Genomic DNA, 23432 nt, shown 5'->3' on the forward strand with positions numbered 1-23432 from the left:
GCCCCTTTTATAATGAATCTATTAAAGTGTTCTAGAAATTAATTCTTTCATAATTTCATTGGTACCTGCATAAATTCGATTTGCTCGATGATCTATGTAGGCACGTGCAATTGGGTATTCAAGCATGTAACCATAACCCCCATGTAATTGAAGGCACTCATCTACAATTTTTGAGAACATATCTGAAATTTTATATTTAGCAGCTGCCGCAGCTTCTACACTTAATTTTTCTTCAAGTTGTAATTCCATACAACGATCTAAATAAGTACGGCAGAAATCTATTTCTGTTCTCAATTCAGCAAGTTTAAAGCGTGTATTTTGAAATGCACCAATATGTTTACCAAATGCTTTACGGTCTTTCGTGTATTGAACCGTATGTGCAAATGCCGCTTCTGCTCCTGCCTGACAAATAATAGCAACTAGCATTCGTTCCCAAGCTAACTCTTTCATGAGCATAATAAAGCCCATGCCTTCCATACCTAAAAGATTTTCTTTAGGGACACGAACGTTATCGAAAAATAATTCGCACGTATCTTGGCCTTTCATCCCAATTTTATTAAGAGGCTTACCTTTGCTAAAGCCAGCTCGGTCTGCTTCAACAATAATGAGCGATAAGTTTGCTGAACCTTTGTCGTTATTGCCAGTTTTACAAACCACTACGACCATGTCACATAAATAGCCATTAGTAATGAAAATCTTTGAACCATTAATTACATAATCGTCACCATCAAGTACGGCTGTAGTTCTTACTGCTTGTAGATCAGAACCAGTGCCAGGCTCAGTCATCGCAATAGCTGTGACCACTTCTCCTGTGGCCATTTTCGGTAACCACTTTTGTTTTTGTTCTTCATTACCAAAGTTGTTCACGTAATTGGCAACAATATCTGAATGCAAAGAAAAGCCAGTACTAGAGTCCATCGCATAAGCTTGTTCTTCAATTAAGATCATGCTGTACAAGCGGTCTACTCCAGAACCACCATATTGCTCAGGCATTGTGGTACACAGTAAACCTAAGTCTCCGGCCTTATTCCAAAGGTCACGATCAACATGTTGCTGTTTTTCATATTTTTCAATATTCGGAACAACTTCTTTTTCATAGAATTTACGCACTGTTTCACGAAAAGCCTCATGCTCTTCATTAAATAGTTGTCTTGGTAACATATTTGGAATGGGACGAATAGCGCCAGATTGCATTTGTATTTCTTCCTTGGTTTAGGCGTGATGTTATGAATCTAAACATACGTAAGCATTCCTTGCGTAACAATGTGATGAATGCTCAATTATGAGCACAAGATGATAAATTTGGTCAATTTGATATTTTTAGCGATCTTTGGAATGTGATCAGGTAAACTAAGCGCACTATCAATGCAGGTGGGGAAATAAATGTCTGACGAAATGACCTTGGAAGAACGTAAAGTAATTTATCGAGCACGCCGCGGCTTAAAAGAAATTGACGTCTATTTTGACCCTTATGTAAAAAACTATTATCTAAAAGCAGATCCAGCAGAGAAGGTTTTATTTGCAGAATTAGTTGAACAAGAAGATCCGGATTTATTAGATTGGTTCATGGAAGTTTCTGAACCTCCACGCACAGAATTACGTGAATTTATTTATAAATTAAAACAGTATGTACATGGCTAAACTGTTTTGATAAAAGAATTGAATTTTGAGCTGAAATATAGTCGTTTCTCGATAATATTTCAGCTTTTTATTGGCTTGAGTTTAGCAATCCTACTTTATCAATTGTTATCACCAATTTGGTGGTTGATTGCTCTCATTCTTTTGTCTATTAGTTTTCTATTTTTTTTGAAAAAATCACGAATTTCTCAAATTGCATATTTAGACCAAAAATCGTGGTCAGTTGCATACTCTTCGCAAAAGATGATTTCCCGTGTAGAAATCACTAAAATAATTAATTATCAGTTATTTATGGTTATTTATTTTGAGGGGGCCCCTATGAAAGTAGCCATTATTTGGTTTGATCAACTTCCTTTGCAGCATTGGAAAAAATTAAAAGTCTTACAGAAAGTTTATTAATTGTTAGACAATTCTACATTTGTATATTTATATAAAAATTATTAAAAACAAAAACTTAATTAATATATTTTTTCTTAAATTTTAGATTGTCTAGTTAAAAGTTAGAAAAAAGACAGAGAAATATGATTGTCTGACAATTTCAACGATGAGTCTTTATTCCATCGGTTAAAGTACAAACACCAACGTAAAGTGTGTCGGAGGTCTCAAAATGGAGATGCCAACATGGTCGTTCTTGGTCATTGCCATCATTTTGGCAGTGGTGATCGGAAGAGCAGGAACTTTACTCAGGGAACATCTTAGCAAAGTTAATTTTAACAGAGTTAAGAGACAGAGGATGCAAGGTCGTCGATCAGTCAATTATTAAATTGGTTAGTCGATTAATTCCATCAAGTGTTCAGTTTATAACTGGGTGCGATTGTAGTAAGGAGGTCTCTCATGGAGATTTCAATGTGGATGTTTCTGTTAATTACAGTGCTTATGGCTGTGGTAGTAGGAAGAGCAGGAACTTTACTTAAGGATTATCTAGAACAAAAATAATATAAGCCGTTAAAAGCTTATCTCAGTTAATAAGTAGCATGTGCTGAACCGTCGCAATGCTACTTTTTTTTGCCTAAAATTTCTGTTTTCTGAAAAAACTGTCAATTTTATCTACTGTGAAGTGTGTCAAAGTATAAGAGCTACAATTAGAGTAATTACTCTTTTATTCAAGATATGCATCTGCTAATGTACATCTGAAAAGGAAAAAACAAATTACATAGAGGACAGGAAGATGTCTAAAGTCCAAAAAATAAGCCAAGGTTTGGCGTTGAGTTTTCTAGCAGCTTCAGTTTTATCAGGTTGTTCATACGTCGTGAAAACCGGAGCAAATGTTGCTTTAGGTTTTACGGAAAAGCACGTCGTTCCGCCTATTCTAGCAATGCAAGATGCTGAAATGGTTTGTAATACTGGTAGTGCATTAACACCTGCAATCATGTCTACTAAAGGTATGGGTGCAGATCCAACGCGTGTTGCTGTATTAATGTATGCCGCATCAGGTGTATGTGCAGAGAACCAAGCGTTAGAACAGGAATTACGTTATTTACGTGCATCAAAAGCAGGTCAAGTAACCGAAGCTCAAGATGCTCGTATTGCCCAGAAACGTTGGGCAGCCATTGCTGCTGAGCGTCAATATACGGGCTATAAGTTGTTTGCTGATCGTTGGGAATCTAAATATAAATATCATTTAGGTGATTCTTGCCCAACCATGCGCAGTGATACTGATCAAACTGTTTATTTACTTGGAATGATTAGTGGCCTTCAGGCTGTAACCAATGACATTAACTCTGGTGGTGCAGTCAATGTTCCAAAAGATATTGCTGCTATTGTAGAGCGTGGCATGGTCTGTCTAGATAATGAAAAATTCTGGGGCGCACCTAATGCAACACGTGCTGTGATCTGGACTTTATTACCAGGGGCAGATGAAGGGAAACCTGACCCATATCAAACGTTAAAACAATCAGTACAAATTGGTGAACAAAAAGGTGTTCGCTTGTCTCATGCTTTGTATGCGGTAGCTGCCCAAGCAAGTGGTGATGATGCAAAAATCCGTGATGCATTAAGATTATATGCGGCATCTCAAGCTGATGATAAGCCTGTCAATCCGAACTTTAAGTTAATCGATAGTATGGCAGGTCTGATTATACGTGGTATTTCTGACCGTTACTGGACAGAGCATACTGGTGTGCGTACCGGAGATGATGGTATGTCACATTTCTGGGATGATAAGAATGAAGGTGCAGCAGAGTTAGATGAATTGTTTAATGGAGGGGCCGCATCTGAAGCTCCTGCAGACTCATCTGCTCCACCAGCAGCGCAGTAAAATATTTGAAAGGTTAACTTCTTGCGAGACTGTTGTTAAGTTTTACAATAGTAGCAAGAAGTTTAATTTCAAGGAGTGTGCCATGAAGGATCATGTACTGAATCATAAAGTGCTTTTGGTCGCAGTGTGCATTTCTGTGTCTGCCTGTCTACAAGTATTTCCTGATACCTTTATTTATTGGCGCGAAAGTTTACTTGGTGAATTCTGGCGTTTATGGACTGGACATTGTGTACACGTTGGGTGGATTCATTTCCTTTTAAATATGATGGCATTCGCCTGTTTACCGTTTATCTTCCCGCATACCAAAGCGTGGCATCTTTTAAGTCTGCTTTTTCTTTTGCCACCGTTCATTAGTTTGGTTTTCTATTTTTATTTACCTTATATCGAGGCATATGCTGGTTTGTCTGGTGTTTTACATGGGCTCTATACAGCAGTTGCTTTAGTTTACTTGCAATATCGTAAAGAACGGAATTTTGCTTTTCTGGTTTTAGGATTAATTATTGCAAAACTGATATGGGAAAATACCTTTGGGCAAACAGGAACTGCCCAGTTAATAGGGAGTCCGGTTTTAACTGAAGCTCACTTATATGGAGCAATTGGTGGTGCAATCTTTGGTGGCTGCTATTGGCTTGCTCAAAGATTAAAAAAGAAATATTGACAATACAAACTGTTAAAAAAGTGATTTTAGTCATTCTTTATTAATAAAGTTTGATGCAAATTTGATCGTTGAATAAAGGGATTGGTAGAAGGGGGATGGAATTAACCCCCTGACCAAGAAAATTGCATGACTCAAGCTCCTGTTTTCAGGTTTTTGAGAGAACAAAATTGGAATATTTATGCAAGAATATCAAGAAAAAAGATCTGGATTAGGTCTGTTGGGTTATATCTGGAACGAATGGATCTCAACATTTGTCATCCTCACTCTGCTATTAATGACTCTAATCATTGGTACTGGGGAAATGATCCACGGGCAATTATTACGTATCGGGGAGCGTCTTTATGGTGACCCTGCGGTAGGTATGCAATATTCATTTTTGCGTGCCGAACCTGAAAAGCCGACTTGTGATCGACATCCAAATATCGATGCTCAAGTAAAAGAACAAATGAAAGCGAATGCATCTGATGACTTCGCGAGCTTCTTTGGTGCTGCATCGGAAAGTGATGTCCGTGCATCACTACTCGCAGCTCAGCAGCAATGTGACGAGAAATATCAGTTTTATGATAAAGCGATTACTTATATGGATGCACATCCGAGTATTCGTACATATAGAACTGTGGAAACATCGTTTTTTGGTCTCTTTAAATTTGGTACAGAGAACAGAGCGATGCTTTTGGTTGTTATGGTCGTGTTAGCTGCAATAACAGCTACATTAAAGACACATCATATTGGTTTAAGAAGTCCCGCTACCAGAATAGACTTTCGTGTTTATTCAATTGCAATGTTACTTGCGAATGGTTTGTTAACATCTTCAACAATTAGTCAATATCGCTCAGTAACAGGGTCTGGTGTACCTGTTACTTTAGAGCTGCAAGTTATTTATTGGCTTTGGATTATCTTATTCGGTATTTTAACTTTAATTAGTTTATTTAAACTAATTAAGTCTCCTACACCAACAAAAGAGGGGGGGAATATCGGTTTAGCTTTTTTAAGTATTCCTTTATATGCTTATATGGCGATTATCACTGGTGTGGCATTTACCTTCTTTATGGATTACCCAATGGGACAAGGGATTTACCTTGGTCAGTTGGTTGAGTTTTCAAGTATCTTCCTAAACCTTGCTCTTTTTATTTGGGCAGGGATGTTACTTAAACAGACACGCATCGTTGATTTATTTTTAAATATTCTTCGACCATGGAATCTTGCTCCAGAAACGTTGACTTGGTTAATTTTGATTGCAGCGGCATTACCGACAGCTTATACAGGTGCGTCAGGTATTTTTGTTATTGCGGCAGGTGCAATTATTTATAAAGAAGTCTGGAATGCGGGTGGACGTCGTCAGTTTGCTCTAGCAGCAACGGCTATGTCTGGTTCATTAGGAGTCGTATTACGCCCGTGTTTATTGATTGTTGTTGTCGCATCTTTAAATAAAGAAGTTACAACTGATATGCTATATCATTATGGTATATATACTTTCTTATTATCTTCAACTTTATTTTTAATAATTTCTTTATTCTTTGCTGAGCAAAAGTTCCGGATCGCACCTGTAAAAGTTGCGTTTCCAAATTCGTTACGTGCATTTGTTCCAGTATCGCCGTATATCGTAATTTTCATTTTAATTTGGTTGTTTTATAAACATGCCTTGGCAACAGATTTAAATGAGTTTACAGCACCAGTTATGATGCCTGTAATCTTATTATTAATGGTGTTATTTGATAAGTTACGTAGAGAACCTGCTCCATTAGCACCAGTTGGACATTGGGATAGTACTCTTAATGTTTATACTGCTCCAGCCGATGGTTCTCAGCCTGTACCTCAAGTAAAGCCTATAGATGATCCACGTAATCCTGAACGTAGAGTGTCTTTCCGATCAGCTTTACACACAGCTACAAGTGAAACTGTTGGGCATATTGGTGCATTAGTTATTCTAATGGCATTGTCTGTAAGTGTGGGTGGATTCTTGGAACGAATCGAAATTATGGAGGCTTTCCCAACAGATATTAGTAGTCTATTTGTTGTGATCTCCTTAATTGTGATTCTGATGGTATTTGTTGGGATGATCATGGATCCATTTGGTGCTGTTATTTTAATTTCAGCAACCGTAGCCCCCGTAGCATATAAATACGGAATTGATCCTGTACATTTCTGGATGATCGCATTAATTGGTTTTGAGCTTGGTTATATTACTCCTCCAGTTGCTTTAAACCACTTATTGGCGAGGCAAGCAATTGGCGACGATGAAGTATCTGAAGCAGATGCAGAAGTTCGTCATAAATCGTTCTTCTACCGCTTCGAGCGATGGGTTTTACCATTGATGGTCATGATACCTGCAATGTTAATTATTGCTTACATTCCATACTTCTTTAAGTTGTTTGGTTGGTATCAATAAGTTAGATTGGAATTCATATAATGTGAAAAAGCCTTCCTAAATGGAGGGCTTTTTTAGTAAGAGACTTTAGTAAATTTAGGAAAAAAGATGACTGGAATTATTTTAATTAGAATAAAAAAGCTAAAGATAGATAACTTTAGCTTTTTTAAGTTCCAATTGAAAAACTATTGCTGTTTGAGTTGAGCTTCAAGCAATTTAACTTGTTCTTCTTTGAGTTTAGTTAATTGATCAGCATCAGCATGCTGAGCTTTTAAAGTTGCTTCCTGATCTTTTAGCTGGCTATGGATGTCATCGAGTTTAGACACTTCTTCTTTAGCTAAAGACTCTTGAGCAGGTACAGGCTGTTTAAGCACATCTTCATTCACCAGTTGTTGGGAACTTGCAGCTTCTGCTACTGGTTCGGAACCTGATGATGGATCAGTGGTTTTAGCAGGTGCAGGTGTCGAAACAGGTTGAGGATCAACCATTGGTGCGGATGACTCGGTTTTTTTGAAAAACCATTGCGCAGCTAAAAAAAGCACTACAAGAATGCTTAAGCCCCCAATTAAAATCCACAATAGTTTTGAGTTTTGTTTTCTTTGTAGTGGCATCTCTAAGACCTTTAGTCAGGACGACGAGGCTTGAACTGTATTACTCCAACTTCATCAGGTACAGCGGGTGCTTCAGGCTCATCAATATGAGTCGGACGATTTTCGCTATAACCGCATTCGATACATTCAATCCATTCGTCTTCAGCGGTGGTTAGCATGACAATCCGATCGGTTGCTTCACATTTTGGACATTTAGCCCCAGCAATGAAACGTTTTTTCATCTTTATCACCCTAACCACACGATCAATTTAGGCCTATAGTTTAAGCGGTTTTGCTGTCATTCGTCCAACCTTGATGACGTAACAATGCATCAATTTTTGGTTCACGACCACGGAAACTAACAAATGCTTCAAGAGCAGTATCTTTACCACCTACAGCTAAAATAGCCTGACGGAATTCTTTACCTGTTTGAGTGTTGAAAATACCTTCGTGTTCAAAACGATCGAATGCATCACTCGCTAATACTTCTGCCCATTTGTAAGAGTAATAGCCAGCCGCATAACCACCAGCAAAAATATGACTAAAACTGTGTTGGAAACGGTTGTATCCGACAGTAGGAACGACAGCATATTGGCTACGTATTTCGTTTAAAGTCTGCTGAATTTGCTCACTGTTCAGTGCTGGTGTTTTGGTGTGAATTGTTAAATCAAATAATGCAAATTCAAGCTGACGTAGAGTTTGCATGCCAGACTGGAAAAAACGAGCATTTAGTAAAGCATCAAGCAATTCTTGCGGTAAGGTTTGTTTACTCTCAATATGCTCACTTAATACATCCAGACTTTCTTTATCCCAAGACCAGAATTCCATGAACTGGCTTGGCAGCTCGACAGCATCCCAAGCAACGCCGTGAGTGCCTGCAACCGAAATATTATCTACTTCGGTTAACATATGATGTAAGCCATGTCCAAACTCATGGAATAAGGTAATGACTTCATCATGGGTGAGTAAAGCAGGCTGATCACCTACTGGAGGAGTGAAGTTACAGACCATATAGCAAATTGGTTTTTGTAGACCGTGAACAGTTTGCATGCGTGAGCGGAACCCGTTCATCCATGCACCACCACGTTTGCCTGTACGTGCATAGATGTCAAAGAAGAATCCACCAATCACTTGGCCTTGGTCTTCTAATTCAAAATAACGTGCATCTGGGTGCCAGACAGGTGCTTGTCGTTCGATGATGTTAATACCATATAAGCGCTGCACGATCTGGAATAATCCCTGAATGATTTTAGGTGCAGGGAAGTAAGGCTTTAATGCTTCTTGAGATAAGTTGAATTGTTGTTGTTTAAGCTTTTCAGAATAATAAGTGCTATCCCAAGGTTGAAGTTCATCAACACCATCTTGTTTGGCAATATCTCGAAGTTCAGTAACTTCTTGAAGTGCAGGAGCACGGGCATGCTCGGCGAGATCAACTAAAAACTCATGAACTGTTTTAACATCTGGCGCCATCTTGCTTGCAAGAGAATATTCAGCATAGTTATTGAAACCGAGTAATTTCGCCATTTCCTGACGAAGGCTCAAAATTTCTTCCATAATTTTGCTGTTATCAAACTCAGTTTGTTCGGACTGATCAGATGCACGAGTGACATAGGCTCTGTAAAGCTCTTCACGCAATGAACGGTCATTTGCATAGGTCATGATTGCAAAGTAAGCGGGAAAGTCCAGAGTTGCTACAGCTTGGTCGAGTTCACGTTGTTTACCATACTGTTTTAATAGCTCAATATTACTTTCTGGAAGACCTTTTAGCTCAGCTTCTGTAAGGGGTTTAAAATAAGCTTGTGTCGCATCAAGTACATGATTAGAAAAGTCAGAGGAAAGCTGTGAAAGACGAGCAGAAATATCTGCATAGCGTTTTTTCTCTTCGCCCTCTAAAGCCACACCAGAAAGTTTAAAATCACGTAAAGCAAGACGAATAGCACTTTGTTGGGCTGGACTAAGAGACGTATAGCCCTGACCATCATTGAGATGCTGATAAGTTTGATAGAGCGCCGTATGTTGACCAAGCTGAGTATAGTATTCGCTTAAGGCAGGTAATAACGATTGATAGACTTCTCGGGTTTCAGCATTGTTCATCACAGCATTTAAATGTGACAGGATACCCCATGACTCACTCAAATTATTTTCAAGCGTATCAATTTGCTCAAGTACTGCAAGTTGTTGAGCTGTGTCTGTAGGTGCGGCTGTAAGGGTATTTAAAAACTCTTGTCCAGCTTGAATTGCTTGCTGTATGTCTTGTTTTAAACTTTCTAATTGAATTTGATCAAAACGCGGAGTTGGTAAAGTCGCTTGCTGTAAAGTCATTGCTGTTAGCCACATTATTTTTTAAACATAGTATTAGATGTAGGTCTTGTCAGGTAGGAAATCAAGTTTAATTTGCAAAATAAACGTTATAAGAAGAATTAAGCCCCACATTGGGGGCTTAATTTTAAGTGAGTACTATCATTTTTTGAGTTATTCAGCCTTCGATTTGGCGTTCGCTTTTTTCTTTTTCGGCTTGGCCTTTTTCTTTACTTTTTCTGGTTTACTCTCAGCTTTTACTGAAGTTTTTTTACCAGATTTCTTTGTGTAAGAGCTTGGCTTGGCTTTTTCTTTCTTTTTTTGAACAGGCTTTTCGCCATCACTACTTGTTGGTTTGCTGAAAACTTCTTCAGTTGCTTGTGGGGAAGTTTTGGTTGTGCGTGGAGCTCGGCTACGAACTACTCGGCCTGCATGTGTCACTTGATTAATAAGCTGGAAGTCAATCTTACGTTCTTCAAGATTTACACCAGCAACCTGAATTTTCACTTCATCGCCTAAACCAAAAACTTGACCTCTATTTTGGCCTACCAGATTTTGGCTGGCTTGATCATAAATAAAGAAGTCATCACCGAGTTGGCTAATATGAATCATGCCATCGACATATAAGTCTTTAAGCGTGACAAATAAACCAAACTCAGTTACGGCACTCACAATACCAATAAATTCTTCACCTAAATGCTGTTGCATATAATGACATTTCAACCAAGTCGTTACGCTACGAGATGCTTCATCAGCGCGGCGCTCTGTTTTAGAGAAATGTTCACCAGCATCATCTAGTGCAGCGCCAGAGAGTGGAGAAGGTTTGTGTTTTAGATGAGCTTTAATGGCACGGTGTAACAATAGATCTGGATAGCGACGGATTGGCGAAGTAAAATGAGTATATGCTTCATAGGCCAAGCCATAGTGTCCTGCATTTTTGGCACCATAATAAGCTTGCATCATCGAACGTAATAAAACGGCATGAATACTTGGCGCATCTACACGATCTTTAGTTGCTTCGATGACTCTTTGATAGTCTGCTTGAGTTGGCTGGTCTGGGAAGGGTAGACCCAACAATTTCACAAAGTCTTTTACTTTTTGGATACGTGAGAACTCAGGTGCCTCATGCACGCGATACAACATTGGAATATCATTTTCTAATGCATATTCAGCTGCAGCTACGTTAGCAAGTAGCATGCACTCTTCAATAAGCTTATGTGCTTCATTGCGGGTACGTGGCAGAATTTCTTTAATTCCACCCAACTCATCAAAAGTCATGTAAGTTTCAATGGTCTCAAATTCCATTGCATGACGGTCGGCACGTAAGTTCTTCAAAATTTGATAAAGCTGGAAAAGCGTATTTAATGATTTATGAACATCGCGATCTTTTGGAATTGCATCTGTTGTTCCGTCAAAATATTGCGCTACTTGTGTATAGGTCAAACGCGCTTTTGAGTGCATGACTGATGGATAAAACTCATAGCCAGTTACACGTCCAGTGCGCGAGAGTTTTAGGTCACAGACCATACATAAACGGTCTACATGCGGATTCAAAGAGCACAAGCCATTCGATAAAGCTTCAGGTAGCATTGGTAAAACAAAGTGAGGAAAGTAGACAGAAGTACCACGTTCCTCAGCTTCTTCATTAAGTGCTGAGTCCAAACGAACATAATGGCTTACATCTGCAATTGCCACCACAACACGATAGCCGCCACCCGGACGTTTTTCTGCATAAACTGCATCGTCGAAATCGCGCGCGTCTTCACCATCAATCGTAACTAATGCTAAATCTCTTAAGTCAACACGACCTTCACGGTCTTGAGCAGATGGCTCTTTAAAACTTTCTGCTTCTTTTAATACCTGATCTGGAAACTCATATGGCAAACCAAATTCAAGAATGGTTTGTGGAATGATAATTTCTGTATCAGCTTTGTCCGCCATAGACTGAATAATATGAGCTGTAGCAAATTCTTCACGGGTCGGATAACTATCAATTGCAACACGTAGCATATCGCCAACATTCGCTTCAGCGTGTTTAACCAACTCTTTTTCTAATGGAATAGGCTGATGCTGATTAGGATTGTTGGGTTGAATAAAATATTCGCCATCATGAACTGACAATTTACCAATCATTTGTTTTACACGGTGCTGTAGAACTTCTGTAATAAAGCCCCAAGGTTTACCTTTACGGTCTACCGAAGTCTGGCGCACTCTAACGCGATCACCATTAAACACTAAACGTAATTCACGTTCAGGAAGTAGAAGGTCAGTTTGACCATCAATATGTGCTGTACCTAAACCTTTACTATTAATATAAACGGTTGCTTCATATGTTGGTTGATCTGCCACCAACTGAAATTTAAAACCGTCTTTCATGATTTGACCGTCACGAACCATAGCACTTAAACGATGACTTAACGCTTCGATACTTTTTTGGTCATGAATATTAAAATGATCGACAAGCTCTGCATGAGATTGTGGTGTTTGTACCTGCTCCAATGTATCTAAAATGAGAGTACGGCTTGGAATAGGGTTGTCATAACGTTCAGCTTCAGCTTTCGCTTCAGGGTCAGCCCAGTTTTTTGTCATGTCGTTTTGTTTCACGCTTGGCAGATAAGTTTAGCATAAGCCATGCAGACCCGAACTGCACGTTTAGGTTTGCAATAATGTGTTATGCACTACAATATTTTGATGAAGAAATAATATCTATCTTAACAAGCGTTTGATCGAAAAAGACGAAAATAATGAATAAATTGCTTAAAAAGTAATTCATTGAACTAAAAAACAAGAAAATTTCAGTATGATGACTTGATCAATGTGGTTTTAGTTTGTATTATGGCGGCTCGTTCCGGTGAGGTGGATGAGTGGCTGAAATCACTTCCCTGCTAAGGAAGCATACCTATTACTGGTATCGAGGGTTCGAATCCCTCTCTCACCGCCATTACTTAATGCGCTCATAGCTCAGCTGGATAGAGCACTTGGCTACGAACTAAGGGGTCGGGAGTTCGAATCTCTCTGAGCGCACCAAGTAAAATAGAACGAATCGCTGAAAGGCACACAAGTTACGCGCTCATAGCTCAGCTGGATAGAGCACTTGGCTACGAACTAAGGGGTCGGGAGTTCGAATCTCTCTGAGCGCACCAACTTGAAGAATTAACCGCTTTTATAGCGGTTTTTTTGTGCTTATTTTTTAGTAATTTTAATAAAATCTAAATTTATAACTTTTTAATTATATTAGAGATAATCATAAATGAATCTAGCTTTATTTGATTTTGATGGCACCATCACTCACAACGACACATTCAGCTTATTTCTTAAATTTTCATTGAACAGAAAAACTCAAATAGTCGGTGGTATTCGACTTGCGCCGTATATAGCCGGCTATAAGCTTGGTTGGGTAACAGATAAAACTATTCGAACTAAGCTCTGCCAAGTAGGGTATGTAGGCTATGACGCGAACTCCCTAAAAGATAGGGGACAAGAGTTTGCTAAAAAGGTGCTTCCTACATGTGTCCGTGAAAATGCTCTGGAGCGTATTCTCTGGCACAAACAGCAAGGTGATCAGATTGTTGTTGTATCTGCATCATTAGGCGTTTATTTAGAAAGTTGGTGCCATTCTTTAGGTTTAGATGTTATATGCAATCAACTTGAAATACATAATGGTATTTTAACAGGTCATTTTATTGATGGTGATTGTGGTTATTTAGAAAAAGTAAATAGAATAAAAAATAAATATGATTTAGCCCAATATTCTACAATTTATGCTTATGGTGATACGCCTAATGATTATGCAATGCTAGAGTTAGCACATAAAAAATATTATAGATGGCAAGAGATTGATTAGTATTAATTAATATTTAGAACTATATTAAAGCAGAAAGCCACTTTTATAAGTGGCTTTCTTTTGATGATATTAAACAGTATGGAAAGAATTATCTAAGAAGTTATCAGTAAGTAATGACTGAGGTACGATAGTGTGTGTTGTATTGGTTACGCTAGATACCGTAGAAGTTACTCCACCGAGTAAACTGCCGCCAGTTAATCCACCAAGTAAATTAGAAATGACATCTAAGCCACCTTGACCAGTTACCCCACCAGTTAAGCTACCCACGATATCCGTTACGATACCAATAGGGTTGTCGCCACCCACACCGCCGGTAACTCCTCCCGTTAAACTACCAAGAAGATCAGTTACTACACCAAGAGGGCTATCACCACCAACGCTACCAGTTGCGCCACCAATAGTTCCTGTCACTCCGCCAAGGATTTCTGTTAATAAGCCTGTTGCAGTAGAGCCATTAGTAATAAGTGTACCCAGAATGCCAGTCGCTGATTCAGTTGCGCCTTGAATATCACCACCGACTAAATCAGAAACCACTTCAAGAGCACCATTTACTGTGTCGCGAGAAGTCTCGAAAGTTAACGTACCGAGGTCTGCAATTTCAGAAACAGGATGCTCTACTTGTGGAAGGATACCGATAATTGTGTCAGCAACTGTGTCAATACCAGTGTTGATAATTTCAGTTTTTAAGCTTTCGACACCTTGAAGAATATCAATACCGCCTTGAACTACGTCAATCACTGGAGAGATTGGAGACGTTCCACCACCGATACCGCCAGTTACGCCACCGATGATGCCAGTAATCACTTCAAGTGGGTTGCCGTCCACACCACCAGTTACGCCACCTATGATATCAGTGATCACTTCAAGTGGGTTGCCGTCCACACCGCCAGTCACGCCACCAATAATGTCAGTAATCACTTCAAGCGGATTACCGTCAACACCGCCAGTTACGCCACCAATAATGTCAGTAATCACTTCAAGCGGATTACCACCAACGCCACCAGTTACCCCGCCAATAATATCGGTTACTACGCCAAGAGGACTATCACCACTGGTTACACCGCCGATAATATTATTGACAATTCCTGTTGCATTTGTACCGTTGGTGATAAGTGTGTCGAGAATGCCAGTAGCAGATTCAGTTGCGCCTTGAATATCGCCACCGACTAAATCAGAAACAGTTTCAAGTGCGCCGTTTACTGTGTCGCGAGAAGTTTCGAAAGTTAATGTACCAAGATCTGCTAGGTCTGAAACAGGATGTTCAGTTTGTGGAAGGATGCCAATGATTGTGTCGGCAACAGTATCGATACCTGTATTAATAATTTCAGTTTTTAAGCTTTCTACGCCCTGAAGAATATCGATACCACCTTGAACGACATCAATTACTGGAGAGATTGGTGATGTGCCGCCACCGATACCACCCGTTACACCGCCGATAATGTCAGTCACGACTTCAAGAGGGTTACCACCAACGCCGCCGGTTACGCCACCGATAAGGTCAGTCACGACTTCAAGTGGGTTGCCGTCAACACCGCCGGTTACGCCGCCGATAATGTCGGTAATCACTTCAAGCGGGTTACCATCAACACCGCCAGTTACGCCACCAACAACATCTGTAACACTTCCAACAACACCAGTCACAATACCTGTAGCAGTCGTACCGTTGGTGATAAGCGTATCAACAATACCAGTAGCAGATTCAGTTGCACCTTGGATGTCGCCACCAACCAAATCAGAAACAACTTCAAGAGCGCCATTTACTGTGTCGCGAGAAGTTTCAAAAGTTAATGTACCTAAGTCTGCAATATCAGAAACTGGGTGCTCAGTTTGAGGAAGGGCGTCGATAATAGCATCGGCCACAGTTTCAATACCTGTGTTAATAATTTCAGTTTTTAGGCTTTCTACACCTTGAAGAATATCGATACCACCTTGAACAACATCAATAACAGGAGCGATTGGTGAGGTTCCAAGATCAATACCACCCGTTACGCCACCAATAATATTAGTGACAGTGTCAACAGGGCTTGTAGAACCGATACTACCCGTAACCGTACCAATAGCATCGGAAACAAGGCCAGTTGTGGTTGTTGTAATAGTATTTGTTACTGTAGATAGAGTGTCTGAAAGTAGGCCAGAGGTTGATATGTGACCATCAACCGAAGATCCACCAGTTACGTTAGTGTTCACCGATATAATATTACCTAAGTCTTGAGTAATATTTGATATCGAAGAAACAAGAGTTTTTAGTAAGAACATGTTGGTCTATTTCCTATATAATTATGTATTTTTAAGTAAGTATTATTTATTGCGCTACATAATTAATGAGATGCGTATCTCAATAATTGGAATTTAGTATTGGATAGATCTCAAAAGCTGTCAATGTGTATTTTTAGTCACATTTTTTAATATTAAATAATATTTAAACACATAGTAATTCATTGCATTTAGACGTAAAAATAATAATAATTTTTATATAATATTTTTTTGATTGCTTGTGTTTTTACTTATATTTTCACTTAATTGAAGCATTATATGAGGTAAATTTTACTTAGGTTTATAATGTTAAAGCTCAACTATAAATATTTTATTTCTATAATGTTGACTAAAATAGTCGCCTTTAACTTGTAGTTGTATGGCCAAATACTTCAAAAAAACTATAAAACTTATTTGAAAAAAAATATTTCAAATACATCTTAAGTGAGAAAAACCTCAATAATTTTAGGTACTATTTTGTATAAACTAGAGCGCTGGCTAAGAACTAGACGGTTGATGACAGAAAGATGAAAAAAGGCTTCCTAAGCTTTAAAAACTGCGTATAATGCGCAACATCAAGTACGCGCTCATAGCTCAGCTGGATAGAGCACTTGGCTACGAACTAAGGGGTCGGGAGTTCGAATCTCTCTGAGCGCACCACTTGAAGAATTAACCGCTATATATAGCGGTTTTTTTGTACCTAAATTTTATGCTTTTTAATAAAAAACTGGCCGCTTATCGCAACCAGCTTTGAAAAGAATTAAAGGGGGAAAGATTAACCAAATGTTTTAAAGCGATGTTCATCTTCAATAAAAGCTTTTTCGCCTGCTTCGCCTTCGATTGAACCAAATACTAATTGAGCTCTTAATTTCCAATGCGTAGGAACATTGAAAGCAGCATTAATTTTCTCATCAATGATTGGATTATAGTGTTGCAATGAAGCACCAATGCCTTGTTCAGCCAGTACGTTCCATACTGCAAATTGTGCAATTGCTGTTGAATGCTCAGACCAGATTGGAAAGTTATCGGCATATAGCTCGAATTGCTCTTGTAGACCTTTAATCACATCTTGATCTTCAAAAAATAAAACTGTGCCTGCGCCTGCCGCAAAACTTTGAATTTTCTGTTTAGTTCCAGTTAGGGCCTCTGCCGGAATAATAGTTTTTAATACATCTAAAACTATATTCCAGAAATTTTGGTGTGATTGATCAAATAAAACTACAACGCGAGAAGATTGGGAGTTAAAAGCAGATGGGCTATGTTTTACAGCCTCTTGAATTAGTTTTTCAATTTCAGTAGGAGAGTGTTTTAAGTTTTTTCCTATTGAATAAATAGAACGGCGTTTTTTAATTAATTCTAAAAAGCTTGTTTCATTGGGAAGATTCGTCTCTTGAGTGGTTTGGATAACCACATCTTTTGAGACAGTTGCTTTTTGATTTAAGCCAAATAATTTTGCAAAAAAAGACATGAGACATTCCACTAAGAAGGTGATGCTCTTATTGTAGAAATTTTAAAAAGTGAAATAAGCCCAATAAATATGAATCTACGTTCCATATATGCAACGAAAATATTTTAATCTCGCTACTAAGGCTACTTTTGAGCAAAACAAAAAATAGCCTTTGATTCATTTTAAAGCTGAAATGAATATGCTCTAATAGTTCCGATTTATTGAGTATCGATGCAGTGCAATGACCGAGCAAAAAACAGCTTTATCTTTACGTTACTATTTGAATTTAGAAGAGTCACAAGATGGATTTTCATTAGTGACATTTGGGAAAAAACAATTTACCCGTTTTCTAACACCTGCGATTAGTATCGCAATTATTATTTGGGGACTTTATTTAGGTTTCTCTGGGGTTGGTCGATATTATGTTGGGCTAGGTATTTTTTTTCTGGTGATGCAAGGGCTGATGCGTTATTGGCTTTTACCGATGTTATTTAAGCGTCAATTTGTCCGTTACAAGTTTGGAAAGAGCGAGCAGGGCATTGACCTCTATCAAGATTATTTTGAGCTTTATGCCAGCGGTCGTAAACAAGTGATGCAATATTCAGATGTGCAAACCTTTGCTAAAGGCAAGCTGACTTACATGCTTGAGCTAAAAAATAAAACTGTAATTATTGTGCCAAAGCGAGCATTTGCACAGGTTTCAGATCAAACTATATTTGAAAATACATTTAAGAAATAAATTATTGGAATTATCAGCCGCAACAACCAAGGAAGCCTCATGAATACACGTCCTTCAAAAATCGTTTGCGTAGGCAGAAGTTATGCCGATCATGTCAAAGAATTAAATAATGCTATGCCTGATAGACCTATATTATTTATTAAACCACCTAGTAGCTTGATTGGTTTAAATGACGGTATTTCTTGGAATCCAGCTTGGGGCAGTTGTCATTTTGAGTGTGAATTAGTTTTACGTATTGACCAGCCTTTAAAAGGTGAAACAGACCCTGCAAAGGTATTAAAAGCGATTGGTGCAGTGACTTTAGGTCTTGATTTAACAATGCGTGATTTACAGAATGATCTGAAAACTAAAGGTCACCCATGGGAGCGTGCAAAAGCTTTTGATGGTGCTTGTGTTTTGGCTGACTGGGTAGATACAAAAGAAATTACAGATTGGCAAGAGACTAAATTCACGTTCCATATTAATGATGAGTTACGTCAAGATGGGAATACTGAACTATTAATGTTTACTATTGGTAATCTGTTAACTGATATTAATCAGGTTTTTTCATTAGAGCCGGGTGATGTGATTATGACAGGCTCACCTGCGGGTGTTGGACCATTACACTCGGGTGATCAGTTGAAAATGACATTAAAGGGTGCAACACAAGATTTTGTCTGGGAAACTTTTGTAAAAGCGTAATTTCATTTGCGCCGCTAGATATTTTTAACCCTATTATTTTTCAATAATAGGGTTTTTTTATGAGCTAAACATTAGAGTGCAGCTAATTAAATGAGAAGCTGCTGCCTACTTATTTTTCTTCAAGAATTGTGGAGAGGGGGATAGAAAGTTTTGCAGCTAGATAGTCATTAGACTCAACTAAAGCTGGGCCAATTTTTTCCATCCATTCATCGTCATCATGCACATTTTGGACATCTTGGCGTAAAGGGAGTGGATATGGAAGAGCCGTAAAAAAGCTCCAGAAGTCGACTTGAGACAAATTGCGAACTAAAACATATTCATCTTTATCTGTACGCTTAATCAAATTTTGCTCTTCAAGTAGAAGTACATAAGAGGGCCAGCGCCCAACTTCTCCTCGGCCTAAAATTTCTAAGGCTTCTTTATCACTTACACTTTCACCCAGTTTTTGCTTTTTATAAAACAATTCAAGAATATCTAATAACATGAGCACAGGGTGTCGTTTTTGCTCTTTACCTGAATGAAAAGCAGTTAAAGCAAAGCTGACTTCTACTCCTAGTAAAATAATATTCCATGAGAGAAATATCCATAACAGGAAAATAGGCACTGCTGCAAATGCGCCATAGATCAGTTCATAACTGGTGAAATTTGACATTACAAAGCTAAATAAGTTTTTGAGTATTTCAAAAAGTACAGCACTTAAGCAGGCCGCTATACCAGCTGCATAAACTGGAACTGTTCGATTCGGAATAGTCCAATACAAAATAAAAAAGCCAACAATGGTCAATAGAAACGAAATCAGCCAGAGTATGAATGATCCATCAAGTTGATATCCTGCAAAATTATTGCTGAGAATGTTCATGGAAGCGACCGTCGAGGAAATGACGAATGCACTTCCTAAAATAATCGGACCTAAAGAGATGATCGTCCAGTAACGCATAAAACCCATAATGCCGCTACGAGTTTCTTTTACACGCCAAATACGATTAAAAACTGTTTCAATTGACGTGAGCATTAAAACGGTAGTCACGAATAAAAACAGCACACCAATAACGGTGAGGTTACTGGATTTTTCTGTAAAAGCATTCAAGGCTTTATCAAATGCAATAGTACTTTTAGGTAAAAAATTACTATAGATCAAATGTTGGAGCTGTTGTCTTGCAGGTTCTAACGCTTTAATTGAAGAAATAATAACTAAAAAAACCGTTAACATCGGTACAACTGCGAATAGTGTTGTATAGGTGAGAGAACCAGCTTGTTCGCGGCACCGATCAGCTTCAAAACGTTTAAATACATATAAAACGAACTGAAACCAGGTTTTATTATAAAAAGGAAGCTTACTTAAAAAACGTTGTAACATGCGTCGTCTATCCCGATTTTTTTAATCATCATGTGGGGCGATTAATAGCTTATCAAAGTATGAGCTTAAGAACTCAAATCGTAGATTAAAGCAAAAGAATAACTTATAGAATTAAAGTCGTTCTGTAAGTTTACTATGCGCTATAGAAAAAATTGTAGCCCTAATCTTTTTAAAAAAGTTGGCTTTCTGTTGTTTGGGCATAGATTCATCAAAAGTCGGTGAATCTTTTACTCAACGAATTTGAGAAATTTGCTCGTGTTACCTTTCATGCTACGTAATCAATCACCTCTAGAATTTCATAAGATTGGTTTCGCCAAAAAAATAAAAAATACCGTATAGTGTTCTTTTTAACAAAATTTATGAAACCGATGCAACCGATGCAACCTTACATTCTTGTACTCTATTACAGTAAATATGGCTCTACAAAAGAAATGGCACATTTAATTGCCAATGGTGTTGAGTCTGCGGGTATGTCAGTGAAAATTCGGACAGTGCCAAATATTGCTCCAGTCGTCACAATCGCTGAACCAAGCATTCCGGCAGAAGGCGATATCTACTGTACGTTAGATGATCTAGCGAATTGTGCGGGTCTGGCATTAGGTTCCCCAACTCGCTTCGGTAATATGGCAAGTGAAATGAAATATTTTTGGGACCAAACGACTAGTCTTTGGCTCAATGGAGCATTACATAATAAACCTGCTTGTGTTTTTACTTCTTCTGGATCGATGCATGGTGGGCAGGAGAGTACTTTACTCACGATGTTACCGCCGTTATTTCATCACGGCATGATGATTCTGGGATTACCAAATGCAATTCCAGCTTTATCTAATACTAAAACAGGTGGAACACCGTATGGGGCAAGTCATGTAAGCGGACCCCGCCATGACCAGAACTTAAGTCAGGATGAAAAGATTTTGTGTGAAGCACAAGGTAAACGCCTAGGTGAGGTTGTTAAGAAGCTTGTAGTTTCACTTTAAACAGTTAAAAAAAAGAGCGGATGTCCGCTCTTTTTTTATTTATAAATCTTATTCTTTTACAAAGATAACTTGGCCATCTGTAAGAGAATGAACGCGTGCTAATGATTCAACACGATAGCCTTTTTCAAGCAATAAATCACGGCCCGGTTGGAATGATTTTTCAATCACAATACCTACACCAACAACTTCTGCATTGGCTTGGTGAATTAAATCAATTAGTCCTAATGCTGCTTGACCATTCGCCAAGAAGTCATCAATAACTAATGCTTTATCAGTTGAATGAAGATGTTTGTTTGAAATCGCAATCGTACTTTCAGTTTGTTTAGTAAAACTAAACACCTTAGAGCGATATAAGTCATCTTTTAATGTCAATGACTGATATTTACGAGCGAAAATTACAGGTACACCAAGTTCCAAACCTGCCATGATTGCAGGTGCAATACCTGATGCTTCAATGGTAATAATCTTGGTAATCCCTGCATCTTTAAAGCGAGCGGCAAATTCTTTACCAATCTGCTGCATGAGTACAGGATCAATTTGGTGGTTTAAGAAAGCGTCGACTTTCAAGACTTGATCAGATAGAACGATACCTTCTGTTAAGATTTTCTGTTCTAGTGCGTGCACGGGAGAATCCTCTAGACGGATGCTTTTTAAAGCAAATGCGTATTTTAAAAAGCATCCGAAAAAATGCAAGCTTTAATTCGTCTTACCTGTATAACTTGTTAATAACAGGCCATAAGAAGTTTTACCATCAATATGGCTGACTTTAACTGGTAAATAATCTAGTTTTGGGGCTAACCAAAAGACAGTACTGCGTTCAGGCTTGCTGTGTTGTAAAACGACTTTAATGGTATCGAATGTTCCATAAGATGTTTTAATTTTTTCATTGCCTTGTTTTACAAAGCGACGATTTTCAACTTCTTTTGCATCGGCAAGTGGATAAGAGGTTTTAAGTGAACCATTTTTTAGGTCTTCACGAAGTTGTAATTCTGCATTTAACTCGTCAAGTACGCCAGTCTGCCAAGCGAATGAACGAGCTTTATCATCTTTCTTGGTAGAAATAGTTTTGCTGTTTGGATTAAAGTTAATATTCATAGTGTTGTTATGAATCAAAATTTTGCTGGTACGGCTAAAACTTTGAGAACCAATTTTACCATTAGCAAAACTAAATTTACTGGTTTCACTTGCAGAAGCAATTCCACCTGCTTTTGCAGTAAATTTATAAGTCCAATTATTACCTTGCTGGCTTAAGGCACGTGTCGCCGAACCCATACCTTTATTATTATAAATAAACTGATAATTTGCCTGAAATGGGCTCATGGCGAGTGCATGGCTTGAGAAACCTGCGAAAAGCAAAGTTGTTGAAATACCTGTTGCGATGCCAAACGATTTCAGAAATTTTGTTGCCATAAGTAAATATCCTTGTACAGACTGAAAAGTCAGTGCTGATGCATCTATAACTTAAATATATTATGCCTGTTGATCATGGAGAAAAAATCAGGATTTATGCTAAATGTGTAATCTATTTGTGTTTTTTGGCAGTTAATTCATTTTTATTTATCACAGCGCTATACATCTTTTTGTTGGATTGGCGTGATTTCAGAATCTTCTAATTCATCTTCATAATCATCGTCCTGATCACGGTAAAGCAGGGCGGCTAAATTAACATTTCCAAATACGACTAACTCAGCCTCACGAACTCGTGCGTAATTTACATGCACTTTACCTAGTGTCTCGATGATACTGGCTTTTTTACCAAACCAGCGGTTGAGGTCAAGAAATATGAGTTCATCACGTTCTTCTGCTACATTAAAACGTTCAAGAATCATTCCCAAAGGATCTTTTTTCAAGATTTTATGGTAGTAAAAAACCGCGGCTTTTACGGCAATCTTTTGCCAAATGTTTTTATATTTTGCTTCAATAATTTGTGTATTACTAATTTGTTCAAAAACCAAAAGCTGTTGTTCTTTGTTAAATTCCATCTGAATCAGTTTTAAATCAACTGATAATGTCGTCTCTAGGCCTTTTACATGCATGGTTGCATATAACCTTAACCAGTCATGATAAAGATCAGCATGGAGGTCATCTAAAAACTCAACATTATTGGTGACATAACGCTGTAAAGTCGCATTCAGAAAGGTTTGTGATAGCGTAAAATCTCTTTCTTCTTCAATGAATGCTTCTGCTTTTTGGTAGACTTTTTGAAGGCGTCTGACTAATGAGGAAAATAGCGTTTGCATAAAAGAACTTCCAGAAGATAATTTACTTAAGAACCAACACAATCTTTATTATGATAAAAAACGAGTTTTGATATTGCAGTGTAAC

The 23432-nt window shown here is 38.2% G+C and carries 20 protein-coding genes and 4 tRNA genes; 13 read left to right on the top strand and 11 right to left on the bottom strand.

All coding sequences use genetic code 11. The annotated features are described in order from the left end of the window. Window positions 1-21: 21 nt before the first annotated feature. The gene (locus MSG66_RS10800; RefSeq protein ID WP_133971649.1) at window positions 22-1194 is read right to left on the bottom strand and encodes an acyl-CoA dehydrogenase family protein; all 1173 of its coding nucleotides are present in this window, start codon (window positions 1192-1194) and stop codon (window positions 22-24) included. Window positions 1195-1383: 189 nt separating this feature from the next. Between MSG66_RS10800 and MSG66_RS10805 the strand changes: the two genes are divergently transcribed. The 5 genes from MSG66_RS10805 (at window position 1384) to MSG66_RS10825 (ending at window position 6942) form a co-directional block, all read left to right on the top strand. Further along, on the top strand, window positions 1384-1641 hold the full coding sequence (locus MSG66_RS10805; protein WP_202743282.1) for a succinate dehydrogenase assembly factor 2: 258 nt from the start codon (window positions 1384-1386) through the stop codon (window positions 1639-1641). Window positions 1642-1647: 6 nt separating this feature from the next. Continuing rightward, a complete protein-coding gene (locus MSG66_RS10810) occupies window positions 1648-2037 on the top strand; it encodes a hypothetical protein (RefSeq protein WP_262473532.1) in 390 nt (129 codons plus the stop codon). 769 nt (window positions 2038-2806) lie between these two features. Further along, window positions 2807-3895, top strand: a complete 1089-nt coding sequence (locus tag MSG66_RS10815) for a hypothetical protein (RefSeq protein ID WP_324654121.1) — start codon at window positions 2807-2809, stop codon at window positions 3893-3895. 82 nt (window positions 3896-3977) lie between these two features. After that, window positions 3978-4553 carry a rhombosortase gene (gene rrtA / locus MSG66_RS10820; RefSeq protein WP_324654122.1) on the top strand — a complete coding sequence of 192 codons (576 nt, stop codon included), beginning with the start codon at window positions 3978-3980 and terminating at the stop codon, window positions 4551-4553. 178 nt (window positions 4554-4731) lie between these two features. After that, a complete protein-coding gene (locus MSG66_RS10825; protein WP_262473537.1) occupies window positions 4732-6942 on the top strand; it encodes a TRAP transporter large permease subunit in 2211 nt (736 codons plus the stop codon). Between the two features lie 164 nt (window positions 6943-7106). Here the strand turns inward: MSG66_RS10825 and MSG66_RS10830 are convergent, their stop codons facing one another. From MSG66_RS10830 to rnr, 4 genes are all read right to left on the bottom strand, one after another. Continuing rightward, on the bottom strand, window positions 7107-7532 hold the full coding sequence (locus MSG66_RS10830; RefSeq protein ID WP_324654123.1) for a hypothetical protein: 426 nt from the start codon (window positions 7530-7532) through the stop codon (window positions 7107-7109). Window positions 7533-7543: 11 nt separating this feature from the next. Beyond that, window positions 7544-7753 carry a YheV family putative zinc ribbon protein gene (locus MSG66_RS10835; RefSeq protein ID WP_004639498.1) on the bottom strand — a complete coding sequence of 70 codons (210 nt, stop codon included), beginning with the start codon at window positions 7751-7753 and terminating at the stop codon, window positions 7544-7546. Between the two features lie 40 nt (window positions 7754-7793). Further along, window positions 7794-9848: a M3 family metallopeptidase gene (locus MSG66_RS10840; RefSeq protein WP_324654124.1), complete on the bottom strand. Its 2055-nt coding sequence runs from the start codon at window positions 9846-9848 to the stop codon at window positions 7794-7796. Between the two features lie 135 nt (window positions 9849-9983). Then, on the bottom strand, window positions 9984-12398 hold the full coding sequence (gene rnr, locus MSG66_RS10845; protein ID WP_324654125.1) for a ribonuclease R: 2415 nt from the start codon (window positions 12396-12398) through the stop codon (window positions 9984-9986). Between the two features lie 261 nt (window positions 12399-12659). Between rnr and MSG66_RS10850 the strand changes: the two genes are divergently transcribed. The 4 genes from MSG66_RS10850 to MSG66_RS10865 all read left to right on the top strand — a co-directional run bounded on the left by MSG66_RS10850 (window position 12660) and on the right by MSG66_RS10865 (window position 13653). After that, window positions 12660-12750, top strand: a tRNA-Ser gene (locus tag MSG66_RS10850). Between the two features lie 9 nt (window positions 12751-12759). Beyond that, window positions 12760-12836: transfer RNA gene (locus MSG66_RS10855), tRNA-Arg, on the top strand. A gap of 39 nt (window positions 12837-12875) precedes the next feature. Continuing rightward, window positions 12876-12952 (top strand) — tRNA-Arg (locus MSG66_RS10860). A gap of 107 nt (window positions 12953-13059) precedes the next feature. Further along, entirely contained in the window at window positions 13060-13653 is a 594-nt protein-coding gene (locus MSG66_RS10865; RefSeq protein ID WP_133971666.1) for an HAD-IB family hydrolase, read from the top strand. 69 nt (window positions 13654-13722) lie between these two features. Here the strand turns inward: MSG66_RS10865 and MSG66_RS10870 are convergent, their stop codons facing one another. After that, window positions 13723-15909, bottom strand: coding sequence for a hypothetical protein (locus tag MSG66_RS10870; RefSeq protein WP_324654126.1), 2187 nt, complete (start codon window positions 15907-15909; stop codon window positions 13723-13725). A gap of 580 nt (window positions 15910-16489) precedes the next feature. Here MSG66_RS10870 and MSG66_RS10875 point away from each other — a divergent pair. Beyond that, a tRNA-Arg gene (locus MSG66_RS10875) sits at window positions 16490-16566 on the top strand. Between the two features lie 115 nt (window positions 16567-16681). Here MSG66_RS10875 and MSG66_RS10880 read toward each other — a convergent pair. Continuing rightward, window positions 16682-17374 carry a nitroreductase family protein gene (locus tag MSG66_RS10880; RefSeq protein WP_133971668.1) on the bottom strand — a complete coding sequence of 231 codons (693 nt, stop codon included), beginning with the start codon at window positions 17372-17374 and terminating at the stop codon, window positions 16682-16684. Window positions 17375-17594: 220 nt separating this feature from the next. Here MSG66_RS10880 and MSG66_RS10885 point away from each other — a divergent pair, with 220 nt between their 5' ends. Both MSG66_RS10885 and MSG66_RS10890 read left to right on the top strand, forming a co-directional pair. Continuing rightward, window positions 17595-18092 carry a YcxB family protein gene (locus MSG66_RS10885; RefSeq protein ID WP_324654127.1) on the top strand — a complete coding sequence of 166 codons (498 nt, stop codon included), beginning with the start codon at window positions 17595-17597 and terminating at the stop codon, window positions 18090-18092. Between the two features lie 39 nt (window positions 18093-18131). Further along, entirely contained in the window at window positions 18132-18773 is a 642-nt protein-coding gene (locus MSG66_RS10890) for a fumarylacetoacetate hydrolase family protein (protein ID WP_324654128.1), read from the top strand. A 109-nt stretch (window positions 18774-18882) separates the two neighbouring features. On the opposite strand, the gene MSG66_RS10895 is transcribed toward MSG66_RS10890, so the two are convergent. Continuing rightward, window positions 18883-20130, bottom strand: coding sequence for a YihY family inner membrane protein (locus tag MSG66_RS10895; RefSeq protein ID WP_133971674.1), 1248 nt, complete (start codon window positions 20128-20130; stop codon window positions 18883-18885). Window positions 20131-20498: 368 nt separating this feature from the next. On the opposite strand from MSG66_RS10895, the gene wrbA reads away from it, so the two are divergent. Then, window positions 20499-21107, top strand: coding sequence for an NAD(P)H:quinone oxidoreductase (gene wrbA / locus MSG66_RS10900; RefSeq protein ID WP_324654140.1), 609 nt, complete (start codon window positions 20499-20501; stop codon window positions 21105-21107). A 48-nt stretch (window positions 21108-21155) separates the two neighbouring features. On the opposite strand, the gene MSG66_RS10905 is transcribed toward wrbA, so the two are convergent. The 3 genes from MSG66_RS10905 to MSG66_RS10915 form a co-directional block, all read right to left on the bottom strand. Further along, window positions 21156-21731 carry a xanthine phosphoribosyltransferase gene (locus MSG66_RS10905; RefSeq protein WP_324654129.1) on the bottom strand — a complete coding sequence of 192 codons (576 nt, stop codon included), beginning with the start codon at window positions 21729-21731 and terminating at the stop codon, window positions 21156-21158. 72 nt (window positions 21732-21803) lie between these two features. After that, the gene (locus MSG66_RS10910; protein ID WP_202743269.1) at window positions 21804-22517 is read right to left on the bottom strand and encodes a DUF3108 domain-containing protein; all 714 of its coding nucleotides are present in this window, start codon (window positions 22515-22517) and stop codon (window positions 21804-21806) included. Window positions 22518-22675: 158 nt separating this feature from the next. Continuing rightward, window positions 22676-23347 (bottom strand): hypothetical protein, encoded by a 672-nt coding sequence (locus tag MSG66_RS10915; RefSeq protein WP_324654130.1) that lies wholly within the window; start codon window positions 23345-23347, stop codon window positions 22676-22678. Window positions 23348-23432: the final 85 nt, after the last annotated feature.

It is taken from the genome of Acinetobacter sp. IK31 (genome assembly GCF_035615195.1).
In the GTDB taxonomy this organism is placed as follows: Bacteria; Pseudomonadota; Gammaproteobacteria; order Pseudomonadales; family Moraxellaceae; genus Acinetobacter; species Acinetobacter calcoaceticus_C.